Genomic DNA, 18,211 nt, shown 5'->3' with positions numbered 1-18,211 from the left:
GAGCGGCCCGGTTCCAGCATGACCCGAGGACGTATGCCGTGTCGCCCCCAACCGCTCAGCCACCCTCCGCGGCGTGCCATGCGTTCACGCGTCCACGATGCCGACGGCGTCCTCGGCGTCCTCGGCGTCCTCGGCGTCCACGGCGTCCACGGCGTCCAGGCCGAGCCAGCGGGCCATCGCCTCGAGGTTGCGCAGCAGAGCCGGGCGCGCCTCGGCCGGGGCGCCGGGTTCCCAGGTGACGCGGTGGCACCGCAGCACACCGGCAGCCCGGTCCGCCTTGAGGTCGCAGCGGGCCACGAGCGCGTCGCCGTAGAGGAAGGGCAGGACGTAGTAGCCGTGCACGCGCTTGTGCGCCGGCGTGTAGATCTCGATGCGGTAGTGGAAGTCCCACAGGGCGTGGATGCGGTCTCGGGTCCAGACCAACGAGTCGAACGGGCTGAGCAGCGCCTCGACGTGGACCCGGCGCGGCAGCCGCGCCTCGGCGTGCAGCCAGGCGGGCTTCCAGCCGGGGACCGTGACCGGGACGAGCTCGCCCTCGGCGACGAGCCGTGCGATCGCCGGCCGTGCGTCCTCGCGCCGGATCCGGAAGTAGTCGACGAGGCAGAGCTCGGTGGCGACGCCGTGGGCGCGGGCGGCGATGCGCACCAGCTCGACGTAGCGGTCGGCATCGGCCTCGGCGCCGGGTCGATCCGTCCACGTCGCCCGCTGCGCCGGGGGCGCGGTGACGGCCAGGGCGGCATACCGGCGCTCGAACTGGCTCGTGCGCCCGGCCGAGCTGATCTGCCCGGCCCAGAAGAGGTACTCGAGGGCCTGCTTGACGTCGGACCAGTTCCAGCCCCAGTGGTCGCTGCGGCGCGGCTGGTCGTGGGCAAGGGCCGCCTCGACCTCCCGCGCGGTCATCGGTCCACGCGCCTCCACCTCGGCGCGCACGAGGTCGACGTAGTCGGGACGCTCCTGCAGGATCCGGCGCATGCCGCCCCACGCCTTCTCGGCCGCCGCGCGCATGCGGAAGTCGAGCAGCGGCCACGTCGACGGCGGGAGGAGGCTCGCCTCGTGCGCCCAGTACTCGACGAGGCGTCGCGGTGCCCGGTCACGGGCGCGGTCGACGAGCGCGGTGTCGTAGGGACCCAACCGCGAGAAGAACGGGAGGTACTGGCTGCGGGTCAGAACGTTGACGCTGTCGATCTGCACGACCCCGACCCGGTCGACGACCCGCTGCACGTGCCGCATGGTGGCGGCGAACGGCTCGGGCCGCGGGTCGAGAAAACCCTGGGCAGCGATGGCGACGCGCCGCGCCTGCCCACGGGTGAGGGTTCGCGCGCGGGCGCCCACGAGGACGGCGCCGCTCGCCGCTCCCCCGCTCACCGGCTGCCCACCGACCCGTCACCCACGCTCACGCGTCACTCACTCGCCGGGGTCGATGAGCCGCTGGCGCACGGCGTACATCGCCGCCTCCATGCGCGAGTGCATCTGCAGCTTGTCGAGGATGTTGCGGATGTGGTTGCGCACGGTGTTCTCGGAGATGAACAGCTCGGTGGCGATCTCGCGGTTGAGCCGGCCCAGGGCCACTCGTTTGAGGATCTCGAGCTCGCGCTGCGTCAGGCGCGGCAGCTCGAGCCCCGGCGTCGGCGCCGGCACCGACGCGCGTTGGCTGATCTGGGCGAACTCGTTGAGCAGCTTGGCAGCCATGAGCGGAGAGAGGAGCGACTGGCCGTGGAAGACGCTGCGGATGCCGGCCGCGACCTCCTCGGGCGGGACGTCCTTGAGGAGGTAGCCGTTGGCACCGGCACGGACCGCCTCGAAGAGGTTCGCCTCGTCGTCGGAGCTGGTGAGCATGAGGATCCGCGCCGAGGGAACGCGCTGCTTGATGACGCGACAGGCGTCGATGCCGCCGCGCTTGGGCATGCCGACGTCCATGACGATGACGTCGGGCAGGGTCTCCTCGGCCTGGTCGACGGCTTCGACGCCGTCGGCCGCCTCCCCGACGACCTCGATGCCGTCCTCGACCGCGAGCACGGTCTGCAGGCCCCGGCGGTAGAGCGCGTGGTCGTCGACGATGAGGACCCGGATGACGTCGGGTAGCAGGTTCACGGGTCCATCTTGTCCCAGAGCGCCGACGAAGCGCCCGCACCACCCTGCGAGTCGTGCCGCTTCAGCCGCGGCGTGCCGAGCGCCTACGCCTGGGGTGTGCCGTGTCGGCGGGGAGTCGGGGCGCCCCTGAGGGGGGAAGGCGCGCCCCGACTCCAGCACGGTCGGCGGCCGGGGGCGGCCGCCGACAGGGAAGCAGGGATCAGCCGGTGGCCGCGACCGCGGCGTCGGCCTCGGTCTCGAGGTGCAGCACCCCGTAGCTCCACCCGCGACGGCGGTAGACGACGCTCGGCCGGTCGGTGTCGGCGTCGTGGAAGAGGAAGAAGTCGTGACCGACGAGCTCCATCTGGTTGACCGCCTCCTCGAGGGACATCGGAGCCGCGGTGTGGATCTTCTCGCGGACCTCGATGGGCGAGTTGCCCAGGGCTCCGAAGCGATCGAGGTCGTCGACCTGGCCGTTGGCGCTCTCGAGCGGCTCGGCTTGCTCCGCACCGCCGGCGGAGGCGTCGACACGCGCCGTCGCCCGTGCGACGGACTCCGGGATTCGTCGTCCGCGGCTGACCCGCCGCTTGTCGTGCACCCGCCTCAGGCGTTCCATGAGCTTGTCCACGGCCGCGTCGAGGGCGGCGAACTTGTCGTCGAGACAAGCCTCGGCCCGGATCACGGGGCCCTTCGCGTAGCACGTGATCTCAACCTTCTCGGACCCACGCACGACGCGCTCGTGGGTGACGACTACGTCGATGCGATGGACCTTGGGGGCGAGGGCTGACACCTTGGCCAGCCGCTCGTCGAGCTGCTCACGGAATCGGTCGGGGATCTGGACGTGGCGTCCAGTGACGACGATCTCCACAGTTCCTCCTTGATCGCGCACGTCTTCCTCGTGCGGTGCAGTGAGAGTGGTTCAAGGGCTCTGGTCACCTTGGACAGGCCCGCCGATGCTGCAGCACCACCCCTTCCCGTCGATCGCGTCCCCTGGCGGGCGGCCCCTGTGCCGCACCCCGGGACGGGGGCTATGACTCGACCCTAGTGGCGTGGCGCCCTGACTGGAAGGCGTGCCGGGCCAACGCATCAGATGTCACACGAGACCCGCTCCGAGGCCCCGGCGCGCTGCGCCTGCATGGGGCGTCGGGTCACCCTCTGGTGCGCTGCGTGGCGGCCATGCAAGCCCCCACCACGTCGCTCGCGCCGGCGCGACGCAGGGCCCGAGCCGCCTCTGCGAGGGTGGCCCCCGTCGTCACCACGTCATCGACGAGGAGACACCGACGACCGCGAACGACGTTCTCCCACAGGGACTTCACCTCCAGCGCGCCGGACAGGTTGCCCCTGCGCTCGGCCGTGCCGAGTCCGGACTGGTCCTCGACGCGGCGACGGTGGCGCAGGGCAGGGGCCAGACGCAGTGCCGGGAGCGAGGGACCGGCGACCGCTGCGACGGCGGCCCGGCACAGGCCCTCCATCGGCGTGTCGCCCCGCTGCCGCACGGCGCTTCGCGACGACGGCGCGGGGACGACCAGGACCACCCCCTCCTGCCAGCTGCAGCCCCGCAGCACCCCGTCGAGCGAATGGGCCAGCAAGGGCGACAGGACGTCGAGCAGGTCGCGCCGCCCGGCGTCCTTCCACGCCGAGACGGCCGCGCGCAGGGGGTCGGCGTAGACACCCCATGCATGCACGGGTGGCATGCCGTCGGGCGCCGGGTGCGGCACCACCCACGGACCCCCTCCCCCGGCGCCGGCGCCGTCCCCGGGACCGCCCGGACCGCCTTTCATGCCCGGACCGCGAACCCCGACCTGCGCCGTATGCGTGCCCCTCCGACGCGCCGGGGCCGCGCCGTCCGCGATGGTGTCGAAGGAGAGGCCGGCGAGGGCACGGGCGCACCTGGGACACCAGTCAGTGCCCGCTCGCAGGCAGCCGCCGCACTGGCGAGGCAGGACGAGGTCGACGAGGTCCGAGGCGCGCAGCCGCGACAACGCAGCCGACACGCGGGACCGGGTTGACCGGCCCACAGTGTCTCCCCCCATGCGACCTCCCTGACCTCCCGACGGGCCTGCCCATGGCGCCCGTCGTCCGGTGGCTCACGCGGCACGTTGCGACCACCGTGAGCCCTGACCCCAGACCACCGGAAACGGGGCGCGAGGACGAGCCGGACGCATACGCCTGTGGAAGCGTGGACGTCCGCGACGGGGGATGTGCACGACGTGGAGCACCGGCGCCGGCGCCGGTGCCGGCGCTGCGCCGCCGGTGGAGGGGTCAGCCGCCGGGCACGAGCACGTCGCTGCCGTGCTCGATGAGCGGCCAGGTGGAGCCGGCTCGCGCCAGGACGCGGTTGTCGCTGGTGATGAGCAGCAGCCCTCGGGGGCCGCCCACCGTCGTGATCGCGACCGCGCCGGGCACGGCGCTGAGGCGCCCCAGACCGGGTCGCGTGCCGTCCACTCCCGCGCCGATGGTCGCCAGCCATGGGCGCATGGGGTCGGTGGCGCCGATCTGGCCCAGCACCGCGTAGCTGAACGCGTCGAGCCACGTGACGGCCTGGAGGCGGGTCAGCGACTGCGCCTGGCGCAGCGGACGGGCCAGTGACTGCGGCTCGCCGTTCGTCGCACGCACGATCCCGCTGAGGCCGAGCTGCTCGTCGCCGCCGGAGGAGTCGGTCGTCACCACCAGCACGCGGGCGCCGTCGGCCGACACGGACAGCGCCTTGACCTGACGTCCGCCCAGCCACGGCGTGCTGATCGGCTTGGGGGACGAGGCCGGGTCGCTGGACACCGAGTCGAGCACGAAGACCCGGCCGCGCCCGGAGCCGTCGCGGCCGGCGAGCCACAGGTAGCCGTTGATGTCGAAGACCGGCCGGGTCAGGGACGTCGCGAAGGACGGGAACCGGCGGGTCTGCTCGGTGGTGCGCCAGACCGACAGTGCGCTGCGGTCGGCGGACAGCGCCGCCACCTGCCGGCTGTCGGCGGACAGCGCGAGGTCGACCCAGGCGTCCGGGATCTGGCCGACGTCACCGCCTTTGGGCTTGAGGTCCGGGCGCTTGGCCGCGCCGGTGTCCGGGACGTAGCGCGGGTCGATGCGGCGGATCGTCTCGCCACTGCGCAGCAGCGCGGTGTCGGAGAAGCTCTTCTGCGCCACGTCGTAGCCGAGGTCGGCGGCGGAGGTCACCGACGTGACGCCCCCGGGGAGCTCGAGAGGGGTGTTGTCGACCGCCAGCGAGACCGACCCCACGGACGAGATCTGGCTCAGCGTCTTGGTCAGCTGCGCCCACATGGCAGCGCGCGCAGCAGGGTCGGCCGACAGCGCCTCGCTGCTGAGGTTGACCTGCGCCTTGCCCCCGGTCACGGGCACGGCGTTGACGGCGAGCCGGGTGCCGGCGGGGACGCCGGTGGTGACGGCACCGGCGAGGTGGTCGGGAACCGCACTGAGCTGGGCACGGGCCAGGGTCGTGGCCAGGCGGGTGCCGATCGGGAACCACCGCGAGTCGGGCACGAGGTCGCGACCCCCGCGGCCGACGTAGTAGACGAAGCGGTTGGTGTAGACCCGGTTGAACTGGTCGTTGTCGAGCCAGAGCCCGAAACCGTCCTGGGGCAGCTCGAGCCGCCACTCACCGCCCACCTTGGTCAGGCCGAACGTGACCTTCTCGCGTGCCCCGGGCGGCTCCTCCAGGTAGCGACCGTCCGGCGTGAGCCTGGCCAGGGCCGCGGCGCTGACCTCGACCCGGTCGTCGCCGACGCGGCGCAGGGTGAGGTCCCCGTCGTAGATGACGACGTCCTCGCTGGACCAGCGCCACAGGTCCACCGACTGGGGCGCCAAGAAGGAGCGGCCCGTCGCGTGCGTCTCGTCGATGTCCTCACCCGCGCGCAGGAAGCCGCGCACGATGGCCTCCTGGCTCGCCCCGTCCACGGGACCCACGGCCACCACGCGTACGGGCTCGTTGAGCACCTCACCGAGCGCTCGCCCCGCGACGACCGGCCCGGTGCCCGGCAGCCCGCCGCAGCCGGCCAGCAGGGCGCAGGCCGCCACCAGCAGGCACACCAGGACGCGCGACCTCAGCCTGCGGCTTCTCACGGCTGGGCCCTCACGGTGCCGGGCACCATGGTGCGAGGCGTCATGGCGAACGCTCGACGACGATGCGACGAAGACGGACGGTGTCGTCGTCGGCCGGCCCGTTCGCCCCCGCCTGACCGCCCTGACCGGTCCCGGTCGGCTGCGAGCCGGGCTCGCCGTCCCGCAGTGCCCGGGCCCGAGCGGCCTCCGCCAGGAGGGGGCTCAGCGGGAGCGGGGAGCCGGTGATGGTGGCGTTGGTCCGGCGGGGCAGCGTGAGCCGGAAGCAGGAGCCCTCGCCGAGGGCGCCCCAGGCCTCCAGCCGCCCGCCGTGGAGCCGTGCGTCCTCCAGGGCGATGGCGAGCCCGAGGCCGGTGCCTCCGGTCGTGCGCGCCCGAGCGGGGTCGGCCCGCCAGAACCGGGTGAAGACCAGTGCCGCCTCACCCGGGCGCAGCCCGACGCCGTGGTCGCGCACGGTGACGGCGACGGCGGTGTCGTTGGCCCCGACCGTCACCTCGACGGGCTTGCCCTCGCCGTGCTCGACGGCGTTGGACACCAGGTTGCGCAGGATGCGCTCGATGCGGCGGGAGTCCATGTCGGCCAGCACCGGCGCGGCCGGTGTGCGCACGACGAGCTGGGTGCCCTTGCGTGCCGCGAGCGTGCGGTGCGCGTCGACGGCGCGCTCCACACAGCTGCGTAGGTCGACGGCCTCGACCTCGAGCTGCGCTGCACCGGCGTCGAAGCGGGAGATCTCGAGCAGGTCGGCGAGCAGCTCCTCGAACCGGTCGAGCTCGCCGCGGAGCAGCTCGGCGGAGCGGGCCACCGTCGGCTCGAAGTCGGCGCGGGAGTCGTGGATGAGGTCGCCCGCCATCCGGATGGTCGTCAGGGGCGTGCGCAGCTCGTGCGAGACGTCCGAGACGAACCGCTGCTGGACCCGGGAGAGGTTCTCCAGCTGAGCGATCTGCTGCTGGATCGAGGCCGCCATGCCGTTGAACGAGTTGGCGAGCCGGGCCAGGTCGTCCTCGCCCTTGGCCCGCATGCGCTCGCCGAGGTTGCCCTCGGCGAAGCGCTCGGCGACGGCGGCTGCGCGCCGGACCGGGTCGGCGACGAGCCTCGTCACGACGAAGGCGATGGCGCCGATCAGCACGGTCAGGGCGGCACCGCCGAAGAGGAAGGTCTGGCCGATGAAGCTGATGATCTCGCGCTCGCGGTCCATCGGGTAGATGAAGTAGAGCCCGTAGTCACCGGCCACCGGCAGCACGACCTTCTGCCCGACGATCACCGCTGACACGCTGCTGTTGCCCTCGTCGATGGTCGCGACCTGCAGGTGCTGGCGGCTCGGCTGCGCCGCGACCTGGCGGCGCAGCTCGTCGGGGATGAAGCGCACGCCGACGCTGCCGCTCTCGATGGGGCCGACGATCACCGGGGAGGTGTTGTCGTCGAAGCGCGTCAGCACGACGTAACGCGTCTCGTTGCCGGCGTCGCGCCGGTAGGAGTTGATGAGCGTGGTGGCGAACTGCGTGAGCTTCGCCTGCGTGTCGGTCTGGTCGGTCGAGTCGAACTGGCCCTGGGCGTCGGTGGCGTCGCGCAGGCTGTCCTCGGCGGCGATGCGCTGGCGGCTGTCGACGAGGCCCTGCGCGATGGAACCGTAGAGGTAGGTGCCCACCGCGGCGAGCACGAGGATGCCCAAGAGCATCGTCACGACGACGACGCGGAAACCGAGCGAGGCCCGCCACAGGTGCAGGACCCGGTGCCAGAGGCCGCGCAGCAGCGAGCCGACCCGCGAGGCCGTGCCCGCGGGTCCACCGGTGGCCGCGCGCTGGCTCATGTCAGGACGGGCCCGCCTTGTAGCCGACGCCCCGGACGGTCACGACGATCTCGGGGCGCTCGGGGTCGTGCTCGATCTTGGACCGCAGCCGCTGGACGTGGACGTTGACCAGGCGCGTGTCGCCCGCGTGGCGGTAGCCCCACACCTGCTCGAGGAGGACCTCGCGGGTGAACACCTGCCACGGCTTGCGCGCGAGGGCGACCAGCAGGTCGAACTCGAGCGGCGTCAGCGACAGGGGCTGGCCGTCGCGCTTGACCGAGTGGCCGGCCACGTCGATGTCCAGGTCGCCGATCGCGAGCTTCTCGGGTGCGGGCTCGTCGCCGCGGCGCAGCCGGGCCCGCACGCGCGCGATGAGCTCCTGGGGCTTGAAGGGCTTGACCACGTAGTCGTCGGCGCCGGACTCGAGGCCCACGACGACGTCGACGGTGTCGGTGCGGGCGGTCAGCATGACGATCGGCACGCCGCTCTCGGCGCGGATGCGGCGGCACACCTCCATGCCGTCGAGCCCGGGGAGCATCACGTCGAGCAGCACCAGGTCGGCTCGCGAGTCGCGGAACGCGGCCACGGCCTCGGAGCCGTCGGCCACGTGCGTGACCTCGAGCCCCTCGTTGCGCAGCACGATCCCGAGCATCTCGGCGAGTGCGAGGTCGTCGTCGACGACCAGTACCCGACCCTTCACGACACACTCCTCCCCGGAGCCGCGGATGACGCGCCCCGTACGTCCTGACCAAATCATCACACACGCCTGACCAGACGCTGACGTGCTGCGACGCGCCGCAGCGAAGCGTGGGAGCCGGCCCACCCGGGTGCCGCGGGTGTCGCCGTGCCCCGAGCCGTATGCCGTCCGGTGGCGTCCGCGGACCGCGCGGGACGGCATACGCCCTCGGTCCGGTGTCAGTCGCGCGGACTCAGCCCTGCGTGACGTACCACTTCCCGCCGATGCGGACGGCCTTGAAGCTGCGCACCACGTCGGCGGCCAGTGCCGGCTCGGTGGTGACGCTGTCGAAGGTCGCGGTGTCGCCCTTGACGGTGGCGCCCGTGATCTGGAGGCCCTTGAAGGCCGCGCCCAGCTCCTTGAGCTGGTCCAGCATGGGCGTGATCTTCTTGCCGCAGGCGGCTGCCGCACCGGGGATGCTGGGGATCGCCTTGCCACCGGTGGACATCAGCCGACAGACGGTGTTGCCGTCGCCCGAGACCATCGCCCCGAGCCAGGAGGTCATGGCCGCCTCCGGCGTGGACTGGTCCGGCGCGCTCGCCGTCACGCTGGAGGTCGCGGTGCCCGTGCTGGTGCCGGAGCCGTCAGTCGCAGTGGCGGTGGGCGGCAAGGTGTCGGTCGGCGTGCCGGCGTCCGTGCTCGTCGCAGTCGACGTGCTCGACGCGACCGGTGCGGTCGCCGACGGCCCGCCGTTGCCGGCATCCGACTTCGAGCAGGCACCGAGGGAGATGGACAGCGCCAGCGCGAGCGCACCGGTCAAGAGCTTCTTCATGGTTGTCCCTGCCCGAAGAGGTGGACGGTCGGTCGGTCCGCCAATCCTGACACGCACGCTCCCGGCACGCGGCCGCGGGAGGGGCTGCGGCGAGCGCCAATCCGCCCAAAACGCCCCGGCGCAGCACTCGAGCCGCGATGATCTCCGGGTGACGAGCGACAGGAGGGGCGGCGCCCCGACCGCCGAGCCACGGGCACGAACAACGGTGGGCGGCCCTCACGACGGTGACCCGCAGGCCCAGCCCGCCGCGCTCGTGAGGACCGCCGAGCCCACCCGTCGGGGGCTGCTCCCCCTGGGGGTGCGCCAGGGCCTGCCCGGGCTCGTCATCCTCGTAGCGGTCGTGCTGGTCGCGCGTCCGGTCGGCGACCCGGACACCTTCTGGCACCTCGCGGCCGGTGACTACCTGCGCCGGACGTGGACGTTCGACGGCGCCGACCCGTGGAGCACCATGTCGACGCAGCCGTGGCGGCTGCACGAGTGGCTCCCCGAGCTGCTCATGAGCGCGGTGCAGCAGCTGCTCGGGCTGCCCGGGGTGGCGTGGCTGCTGCCGCTCGGCGCCGCCGCCATCGGGCTCACCCTCTGGCGCGCCACCCGCCCCCGGGCCTCGCTGCTCGCCTCCGCCGCGGTCACGTCGGTCACGTTCGTGGCGATGAGCCAGAGCCTGTCGCTGCGGCCGCACCTGCTCTCCTTCGCCCTGGCCGTGGCCTTCACCGCGGCGTGGCTGCGCTCGGCCCGCGACGGCCGCCCGCGCTGGTGGCTCGTCCCCGTGACCTGGCTCTGGGCGTGCTCCCACGGCATGTGGTTCTTCGGCGTCGCGATCGGCGTCGTCGCGCTGCTGGGCATCGCCCTGGACCGGGTGGTGGGCCTGCGCCGGTGGCTGCGCCTCGCCGCCGTGCCCCTCGCGTCGCTGGCGGCCGCGGCCCTGACGCCCACCGGCCCCTCGCTGCTGCTGTCGCCGTTCGCCGTCAACGAGACGACCCAGTACATCGAGGAGTGGATGCCCCCGTCGCTGCACCAGCCTGGCTTCCTCGGCTTCCTCGCGCTCGCGGCCACGGTGGTGCTCGTCTGGGCGCGCTCCCGCCACCCGGTGCGCTGGACCGAGGTGCTGCTCGTCGGCCTCGCCATCGGGCTCGCGCTGCTCTATGCGCGCACCGTCGCCATGGGCGCAGCGGTCATCGCGCCGGTGGCGGCCGGCACCGTCCAGGGCCTCCTGCCGCCCGACCGGGAGCCCGTGAGCCGGCGCGAGGTCCGGCTGACCCTGGGCCTCACCGCCCTGGGGCTGGTCGTCGCCGCCCTGGTCCTGCCGGCCCGGGCCGCCGTGCCGACCTGGGGCGCCCGCGACCTCGACGCACCGCTGTCGGCCCTCCCGGCCGGGACCGTGCTGTGCAACGACTACGGCGTCGGCGGCTGGCTCATCTGGGCCCACCCGAACGTGCGGCCGACCATCGACGGCCGGGTCGAGGTCTACGCCACCGGCCACGTCAAGGAGCACATCGACTTCGAGCGCGCCGCGCCCGGCTGGCAGTCGTACCTCGCGAGCACCCACTGCACGTACGCGTTGCTCGGCAAGGACCAGCCCGTCGTCGAGGCCCTCACCGCCCAGGCTCAGTGGACGGTCGCCCAGCGCGGCAGCCAGTACGTCCTGCTCCGCGCCCCGCGCTGAGCCTCGCCTCCCACCCTGCCCAAGACGGGCGTATGCCGCCCACCTCGTGAGGTGGGCGGCATACGCAAGCCGTGAGTGGAGGGCCTTGGGGCCGATCGCTCAGTAGCGGTAGTGGTCCGGCTTGTACGGGCCGGCGACGTCGACGCCGAGGTACTCGGCCTGGCCCTTGGTCAGCTCGGTGAGCTTGACGCCGAGGGCGTCGAGGTGCAGGCGGGCGACCTTCTCGTCGAGGTGCTTCGGCAGCGTGTAGACCTTGTTGTCGTACTCGGAGGTCTTCGTGAACAGCTCGATCTGGGCGATCGTCTGGTTGCTGAAGCTGTTGCTCATGACGAAGCTCGGGTGGCCCGTGGCGTTGCCGAGGTTCATCAGGCGACCCTCGGACAGCACGATGATCGAGCTGCCGCTCTCGAAGGTCCACTCGTGCACCTGCGGCTTGATCTGCGTCTTCTGGATGCCGGGCACGCGGGCGAGGCCCGCCATGTCGATCTCGTTGTCGAAGTGGCCGATGTTGGCCACGATCGCCTTGTTCTTCATCTTCGTCATGTGCTCGGCGGTGATGACGTCGTAGCAGCCGGTGGTCGTGATGAAGATGTCGGCGGAGTCGACGACGTCGTCGAGGCGGGCGACCTGGAAGCCCTCCATCGCCGCCTGCAGCGCGCAGATGGGGTCGATCTCGGTGACGATGACGCGGGCGCCCTGGCCACGGAGTGACTCGGCACAGCCCTTGCCCACGTCGCCGTAGCCGGCGACGACGGCGACCTTGCCGCCGATGAGGACGTCGGTGGCGCGGTTGAGGCCGTCGATGAGCGAGTGGCGGCAGCCGTAGGTGTTGTCGAACTTGCTCTTGGTCACCGCGTCGTTGACGTTGATGGCCGGGAAGAGCAGCTCGCCGGCCTCGGCCAGCTGGTAGAGGCGGTGGACACCGGTCGTCGTCTCCTCGGTGACGCCCTTGATGCCCGCGGCGACCGTGGTCCACTTCTGGGGGTCGGTGGCCAGCGTCTGGCGCACGAGCTCCTTGAAGACGCCGAACTCCTCGGAGTCCTCGTCGGTGGTGGGCGGCACCTGGCCGGCCTGCTCCCACTCGCGGCCCTTGTGCACGAGCATCGTGGCGTCGCCACCGTCGTCGAGGATCATGTTCGGGCCCTCGCCGCCGGGCCAGGTGAGGATCTGGTCGGTGCACCACCAGTACTCGGGCAGCGTCTCGCCCTTCCAGGCGAAGACGGGCACGCCCTGCAGGTCCTCGGGGGTGCCGTTCGGGCCGACGACGACGGCCGCGGCGGCCTCGTCCTGGGTGGAGTAGATGTTGCAGGAGGCCCAGCGGACCTCGGCGCCGAGCGCGGTGAGCGTCTCGATGAGGACGGCGGTCTGCACGGTCATGTGCAGCGAGCCGGCGATGCGGGCACCCTTGAGGGGCTGGGCCTCGGCGTACTCCTCGCGGATCGCCATGAGGCCGGGCATCTCGTGCTCGGCGAGTCGGAGCTGGTGTCGGCCGGCCTCGGCGAGGCTCAGGTCGGCAACCTTGTAGTCGAAGGACATGAGTGATCGTTTCCTTTGATCGTCGGTCTGCAGACCCGGCGCGCCCCTCTGGGCTGTCATGGCGGGTCATCACCCACGCCGGCAGTGGCCCAGTCTAGCGGCGGCCCCGCCGCGCGCCCGAATGCAGCGTCGAGGGTCAGTGCGCTGCGGCGGCCCGGTCGGGCTTCCTGCCGCGTGGGATGACGTGCAGGACGGCCACGACGACCGCGCCGACGACGAGGCCGATGAAGGCCGAGGCCAGCGTGTTGGCGATCCAGGCGAGCAGTCCACCGATGCCGGCGACACCGTGCACCGCCTCCTCGAGGTGGTGCACCTGGGCGTAGAGCCAGTGCCAGCCGAGCTCGTCGGCCCCGACCAGCAGGATGTGGCCGCCGACCCACAGCATGGCCGCGATCCCCACGGTCGAGAGGACCGAGAGCAGCCGCGGCATCCCCTTGACCAGGGCGTGCCCGACCCGCTGCGAGGCACCGGACTCGCGCCGCGCGAGCGAGAGTCCGACGTCGTCCATCTTCACGATCAGGCCGACCACGCCGTAGACGAGCGCCGTGATGAGCACCGCGACGATGATGAGCACGATGAGCCGCGAGAGGAAGGGCTCGGTGTCGACCTCGTTCAGGGCGATGACCATGATCTCCGCCGAGAGGATGAAGTCCGTGCGGACGGCGCCCGTCACGACGGCGTCCTCGTCGACCGTCCCGGCCGCGGCCTTCTCCTCGCGGTGCCCCGAGACGATCTCCCAGACCTTCTCGGCGCCCTCGTAGGCGAGGTAGGCGCCGCCGACCATGAGGATCGGCGTCAGCAGCCAGGGCAGGAACTGGCTGAGCACCATGATGACCGGCAGGATGATGAGCAGCTTGTTGCGCAGGGAGCCCACGGCGATCCGCCGGATGATCGGCAGCTCGCGCTCCGGCGCCAGGCCCTCGACGTAGCGGGGGGTCACCGCGGTGTCGTCGACGACGACTCCCGTGGCCTTGGCGCTGGCCTTGGCAGCGGCGGCCCCCACGTCGTCGACCGACGCGGCGGCGAGCTTCACGAGGGCCGCGATGTCGTCGAGGAGCGCTACGAGTCCGCCTGCCATGGCGTCATCCTAGGGTGGTCTGGGAGTCACCTGAGAACGCCGGTGGCCCGACGCGCAGCCCGAGCAGCGCATTCTCGACCACCTCGGCGAGCGCGGGGTGGATCCAGTACTGCCCCCTCGCGAGCTGCTGGACCGTCGTGCCGAAGGCCATGCCCTGCACCAGCGGCTGGATGAGGGTCGTGGCCTGCGGCCCCATCAGGTGGGCGCCGAGCAGCCGCCCGGTCGACGGGTCGGCGAGCAGCTTGCACACGCTCGTCGTGTCCTCCATCGCCCAGCCGTATGCCGTGTCGCCGTAGGCCTGCACGTAGCTGACGTGGGCGATCCCCCGGTCGATGCACTCCTCCTCGGTGAGCCCCACGGTGGCGATCTGTGGGTGGCTGAAGATGCCCGACGGGACGTGCCGGTGGGGCAGCGGCCGAAGGTCGTGCGGGTGCACGAGGTTGTGCGCGATGGTCCTCGCCTCGGCGTTGGCCACGTGCTTGAGCTGGTACGGAGCGCTGACGTCGCCGAGCGCCCACACTCCCGGAGCGCTGGTGCGGCCGTACTCGTCGACCTCGATCCTGCCGTCCTCCTGGAGCCGCAGCCCGCCGGCCTCGGTGCCGAGCCCGGCCGTGTTGGCACGCCGGCCCGTGGCGACGAGGAGCAGGTCCGCCTCGACGACCGCGGCGCTGTCGAGGTGCAGCCGCACGCCCGCTCCCCCGGCGCCTCGCTCGACGCCGACGACGTTGGTGCCGGTGCGCACGTCCCACTGCTCCCGGGCCAGGTCGGTGAACCGTTGCGCGATACCGGTGTCGAGGTGTCGCAGCAGGTGCGACGCCCGCGCCAGCACGGTGACGTGCACGCCGAACGAGGAGAAGACGTGGGCCATCTCGGCCGCGATGAAGCCGCCGCCGACGATCGCGAGGCGCTCGGGCAGCTCGTCGATCCGCATGATCGTGTCGGAGGTGTGGATGGGCACGCCCGACTCGGTGACGACGTCGGGCACCACCGGGTGGGCGCCCACGGCGACGACGACCTGGTCGGCGGTCAGGCTCTCGTTTCGCCCGTCGGGGAGAGCCACCGTGAGCCTGCGGTCGCCGGTGAAGCGGGCGTGGCCGAGGTAGGCGCTCGTGTTGGGTCCGTCCAGGCGGTACTTCCTGCCCGCCTCCGAGATGGGGTCGATCCGACCGAAGATGCGGTCGCGCACGTCGGACCAGCGCACCCCCTCGAGCGTCGCGTCGACCCCGTAACGGCCGGCGTCACGTACGTCGCGGGCCAGGTCGGCGGCGTAGACGAACATCTTGGTCGGGATGCAGCCGACGTTGAGGCAGGTCCCGCCGAAGGTGCCGCCCTCGATGACGGCGACCCGCTTGTCGTCGAAGTCCGGCGTGACGAGGGCGTTGCCCGAGCCGCTGCCGAGGATGGCCAGGTCGAAGTGGGGATCCACCGGGGCAGCGTATGTCGCGGGCCCGTCGCTTGCCGCGTCTCGCCAGGCGGCCCACGCGTAGGCCGCCGGTGGGCTGCCGCGTCGACGCGCGCACACGCAGTCGCGGGCTCACGACGAGAAGGCCGCGGGCGCAGTCAGATACGCCCGGCTCACTCAGCCTTCAGCGCCTCGCACCTCGCGGGCCCCACGGAGCAGGCGCACGTGCGGCGAGGTCGCCGGGTCGAAGCCGAAGCCGAGCGCGAGGTACGTGGCGGCGAAGTCGGTCAGCGCCACGTGGTGCGCGAGCCTCAGCAACGGCTCCGGCGCCGCGGCGTCGACGAGGGACACTCGCACCCCCGCGTCCTGGGCCACCGACACGATGGTGTCGGCAAGCCCGTGGCCGGCGCCTCCCGAGGTGTCGCGCAGCATCACGAGGCGCAGGGGCGGCCGGCTCGGCCCGTCGAGGAAGGGGTCGGCGAAGATGTCGTCGCTGCCGCCGCCGTTGGACTGCCCGGGAGCCAGCGGGCCGTCGAAGCACGCGACGATCTGGCTCGCGGCGTCCGGTAGGCAGCCGTGGGCCACAGGGACGCGTCCGGTGCGCCCGAACATGGCGGCCGCTCGACGCGCCGTCACGTCGCCGAAGGCGCCCTCCCCCAGCACGATCGGCGTCGACTCGGACAGCTCGGTGGCGAGCAGCTTCGCCGGGTTGGTGAAGGACTCGGACGACGGGCCGACCTCGGAGGCCGTCCTGTCGAGCACGTCGGCGAGGTCGATGAGCGTCTCGTTGTCCAGCGCGGCGATGCCCATGGCGTCTGCAGCGAGCAGCGCCGGCGTGGCCTGCGCCCACACCGAGGTGCGCGACGAGGCTTCGGTCACGGCGATCGGCACGTGGACGCCGTGGGCGCGGGCACACACGTCAGCCAGCGGCGAGTCCGCGGCGCCCACGGTCACCAGGAAGGCGCCGCGCCTGGCGGCCTCCGCCGCCAGGGCGAGCGTGCCGGCCGCCCGGCCGGACTGGGACACGGCAAGGACCACGTCGAGTGCGCCGACCCAGCCGGGCAGCGACCCGGAGGAGCAGCTCTGGACCGGCAGGGCGGAGGCCCCGCGGGACACCGCCTCGAAGATGTCCGCGACGGCGACGGAGCCGCCTGCGGCCGCGACGACGACGCCGCGCGGGCCGACCTCACGCAGCCGGTCGAGCCCGGCCTCGCTCGCCGCGGCGATCGTGCGGCGAACCTGTGCCCCGGCTCCGGCGAGCGCCCGCAGGGTGTCGGTGGAGTCGAGCGACGCCAGGGCGCCCTCGTCGTCGAGGCGGGACTCCTCGAACACGGCGCCCACGGCGCTCAGCCGTCGGTGCGCCGGGAGAGCTCGACCAGCAGGACCGGCACGCCGCCCTCGATGGGGTAGGCGAGCCGGCAGGTGGCGCAACGCAGCTCGGTGATCTCCGAGTCCCCATCGCCGTTCCCTTCGCTGTTCCCGGCGCCCTCACCGGCGCCGTGGAAGGCGTCCGTGAGCTCGCCCTTGCACTGGGGGCACCGGATGATGCCGCGCAGCCACGGCTCGATGGTCTGCTGGCTCTGGGTCACGAAGCATCTCCTGCGGCAGGGGTGGACGGACTGTTCGATGTGTCGTCGTGCGTGCTGTCGGCCGAGTCGGCCTGTGAGGAGCCCGCCCGGATCAGGGCGAGCAGCTCGTCACGCACGTCCTGCATCGTCTCACGGTCGGCCGCCTCGACGTTCAGGCGCAGCAGCGGCTCGGTGTTGGAGGCGCGGACGTTGAACCACCAGGAGGGCGACTGGCCCTCGGGGCAGGTCACCGTGAGCCCGTCGAGCTCGTCGGTGCGCGCGCCTCGGACGTGTGCCCAGGCGCGGACCTGCTCCACGACGGCGGGCTGGTCGGACACGGTGGAGTTGATCTCGCCCGAGGCGACGTAGCGCTCGTACTCGGCACAGAGCTCGGACAGCGGTCGATCCTGCTCGCCGAGGGCCGCCAGGACGTGCATCGCGGCGAGCATGCCGGTGTCGGCGAACCAGAAGTCGCGGAAGTAGTAGTGGGCCGAGTGCTCGCCGCCGAACACGGCTCCGGCACGGGCCATCTCGGCCTTGATGAAGGAGTGGCCGACGCGGGTGCGCACCGGTGTGGCCCCGGACTCGAGGATGACCTCGCGCACCGCGGCGCTCGAGATGACGTTGTGCACCACGGCCACCTCGGCGTCGCCGCCGTCCCTGGCCCGGGCGATCTCTCGGACCGCGACGAGGCCCGTGACCGCGCTGGGAGAGACGGGTTCGCCGTGGGCGTCCACCACGAAGCAACGGTCGGCGTCGCCGTCGAAGGCGAGGCCGATGTCGGCGCCGTGCTCCCGAACGGCGGCCTGCAGGTCGACGAGGTTGGCGGGGTCGAGCGGGTTGGCCTCGTGGTTGGGGAAGGTGCCGTCGAGCTCGAAGTAGAGCGGCACGATCTCGAGCGGCAGCTCGGGCAGTCCGCCGCTCGTGCCGAGGACGGCGGGGACGGTGTGCCCGCCCATGCCGTTGCCGGCGTCGACGACGACCTTGAGCGGGCGCGACCCCGAGAGGTCGACGAGCCCCCGCAGAAAGGCGGCGTAGTCGCCGAGCAGGTCACGTGTCGTCACGGAGCCGGGGCCACCGGCGGGGTGCGCCAGGCCGCTGCCGCCGCCGAGCATCCACTGCGCGAGGTCGCGGATCTCGGCCAGCCCGGAGTCCTGGCCCACGGGCCGGGCGGCGGAGCGGCACAGCTTGATGCCGTTGTAGCGAGCCGGGTTGTGGCTGGCGGTGAACATCGCGCCGGGAAGGTTCAGCGCCCCACTGGCGTAGTAGAGCCCGTCGGTCGAGCACAGCCCGATCATGGTGACGTCGACGCCGCGAGAGGTCACCCCGGCGGCGAAGGCCGCGGACAGCTCGGGCGAGCTCGGCCGCATGTCGTGCCCGATGACGACACCGTCGGCGCCGTCGGGGACGGCGACGACCTCGGCGAAGGCCGCACCGATCGCGTGGGCCACCTCCGGTGAGAGCTGGTCGGGCACCGTCCCACGAACGTCGTAGGCCTTGACGAAGTCTGCGAGGTGCGGCACGGCGTTCAG

At 72.5% G+C, this 18,211-nt stretch carries 15 protein-coding genes; 1 reads left to right on the top strand and 14 read right to left on the bottom strand.

Annotated features, from left to right (window positions below):
* Positions 1-84: 84 nt before the first annotated feature.
* The 8 genes from ABD194_RS13360 to ABD194_RS13325 form a co-directional block, all read right to left on the bottom strand.
* A complete protein-coding gene (locus ABD194_RS13360) occupies positions 85-1,365 on the bottom strand; it encodes a winged helix-turn-helix domain-containing protein (protein WP_343992111.1) in 1,281 nt (426 codons plus the stop codon).
* 39 nt (positions 1,366-1,404) lie between these two features.
* Positions 1,405-2,091, bottom strand: a complete 687-nt coding sequence (locus ABD194_RS13355) for a response regulator (protein ID WP_343992109.1) — start codon at positions 2,089-2,091, stop codon at positions 1,405-1,407.
* Between the two features lie 199 nt (positions 2,092-2,290).
* Positions 2,291-2,938 carry a ribosome hibernation-promoting factor, HPF/YfiA family gene (gene hpf, locus ABD194_RS13350; protein ID WP_343992107.1) on the bottom strand — a complete coding sequence of 216 codons (648 nt, stop codon included), beginning with the start codon at positions 2,936-2,938 and terminating at the stop codon, positions 2,291-2,293.
* Positions 2,939-3,218: 280 nt separating this feature from the next.
* On the bottom strand, positions 3,219-3,851 hold the full coding sequence (locus ABD194_RS13345; RefSeq protein ID WP_343992105.1) for a ComF family protein: 633 nt from the start codon (positions 3,849-3,851) through the stop codon (positions 3,219-3,221).
* A gap of 481 nt (positions 3,852-4,332) precedes the next feature.
* Positions 4,333-6,141, bottom strand: coding sequence for an LpqB family beta-propeller domain-containing protein (locus ABD194_RS13340; RefSeq protein WP_343992103.1), 1,809 nt, complete (start codon positions 6,139-6,141; stop codon positions 4,333-4,335).
* A gap of 40 nt (positions 6,142-6,181) precedes the next feature.
* Positions 6,182-7,945: an MtrAB system histidine kinase MtrB gene (gene mtrB / locus ABD194_RS13335; RefSeq protein ID WP_343992101.1), complete on the bottom strand. Its 1,764-nt coding sequence runs from the start codon at positions 7,943-7,945 to the stop codon at positions 6,182-6,184.
* Position 7,946: 1 nt separating this feature from the next.
* Complete coding sequence (gene mtrA, locus ABD194_RS13330) at positions 7,947-8,624, bottom strand: MtrAB system response regulator MtrA (RefSeq protein WP_343992099.1); 678 nt, start codon at positions 8,622-8,624, stop codon at positions 7,947-7,949.
* Between the two features lie 229 nt (positions 8,625-8,853).
* Complete coding sequence (locus ABD194_RS13325) at positions 8,854-9,432, bottom strand: hypothetical protein (protein WP_343992097.1); 579 nt, start codon at positions 9,430-9,432, stop codon at positions 8,854-8,856.
* A 148-nt stretch (positions 9,433-9,580) separates the two neighbouring features.
* Here ABD194_RS13325 and ABD194_RS13320 point away from each other — a divergent pair, with 148 nt between their 5' ends.
* Entirely contained in the window at positions 9,581-11,095 is a 1,515-nt protein-coding gene (locus ABD194_RS13320) for a hypothetical protein (RefSeq protein ID WP_343992095.1), read from the top strand.
* Positions 11,096-11,194: 99 nt separating this feature from the next.
* Here the strand turns inward: ABD194_RS13320 and ahcY are convergent, their stop codons facing one another.
* The 6 genes from ahcY to ABD194_RS13290 form a co-directional block, all read right to left on the bottom strand.
* The gene (gene ahcY, locus ABD194_RS13315; protein WP_343992093.1) at positions 11,195-12,631 is read right to left on the bottom strand and encodes an adenosylhomocysteinase; all 1,437 of its coding nucleotides are present in this window, start codon (positions 12,629-12,631) and stop codon (positions 11,195-11,197) included.
* 136 nt (positions 12,632-12,767) lie between these two features.
* Positions 12,768-13,709, bottom strand: a complete 942-nt coding sequence (locus ABD194_RS13310) for a DUF808 domain-containing protein (protein WP_343992091.1) — start codon at positions 13,707-13,709, stop codon at positions 12,768-12,770.
* Between the two features lie 4 nt (positions 13,710-13,713).
* Positions 13,714-15,135, bottom strand: coding sequence for a mycothione reductase (locus tag ABD194_RS13305; RefSeq protein WP_343992089.1), 1,422 nt, complete (start codon positions 15,133-15,135; stop codon positions 13,714-13,716).
* Positions 15,136-15,288: 153 nt separating this feature from the next.
* Positions 15,289-16,452 carry an SIS domain-containing protein gene (locus tag ABD194_RS13300; protein WP_343992087.1) on the bottom strand — a complete coding sequence of 388 codons (1,164 nt, stop codon included), beginning with the start codon at positions 16,450-16,452 and terminating at the stop codon, positions 15,289-15,291.
* Positions 16,453-16,457: 5 nt separating this feature from the next.
* A complete protein-coding gene (locus ABD194_RS13295) occupies positions 16,458-16,700 on the bottom strand; it encodes a Trm112 family protein (RefSeq protein ID WP_343992084.1) in 243 nt (80 codons plus the stop codon).
* The gene (locus tag ABD194_RS13290) at positions 16,697-18,211 is read right to left on the bottom strand and encodes a phosphomannomutase/phosphoglucomutase (protein WP_343994145.1); all 1,515 of its coding nucleotides are present in this window, start codon (positions 18,209-18,211) and stop codon (positions 16,697-16,699) included. The genes ABD194_RS13295 and ABD194_RS13290 overlap by 4 nt, the downstream gene beginning before the upstream one ends.

Origin of the sequence: Terrabacter terrae (assembly GCF_039529575.1) — a bacterium.
GTDB lineage: Bacteria > Actinomycetota > Actinomycetes > Actinomycetales > Dermatophilaceae > Terrabacter > Terrabacter terrae.
Note: the sequence above shows the minus strand (reverse complement) of the source record. Positions and strands in the feature narration are given on the sequence as shown.

Coding starts and splice junctions, on each gene's coding strand:
- ABD194_RS13345 (WP_343992105.1), bottom strand. CDS start 3,851: ATGAAAGGCGGTCCGGGCGGTCCCGGGGACGGCGCCGGCGCCGGGGGA.
- mtrB (WP_343992101.1), bottom strand. CDS start 7,945: ATGAGCCAGCGCGCGGCCACCGGTGGACCCGCGGGCACGGCCTCGCGG.
- ABD194_RS13325 (WP_343992097.1), bottom strand. CDS start 9,432: ATGAAGAAGCTCTTGACCGGTGCGCTCGCGCTGGCGCTGTCCATCTCC.
- ahcY (WP_343992093.1), bottom strand. CDS start 12,631: ATGTCCTTCGACTACAAGGTTGCCGACCTGAGCCTCGCCGAGGCCGGC.
- ABD194_RS13310 (WP_343992091.1), bottom strand. CDS start 13,709: ATGGCAGGCGGACTCGTAGCGCTCCTCGACGACATCGCGGCCCTCGTG.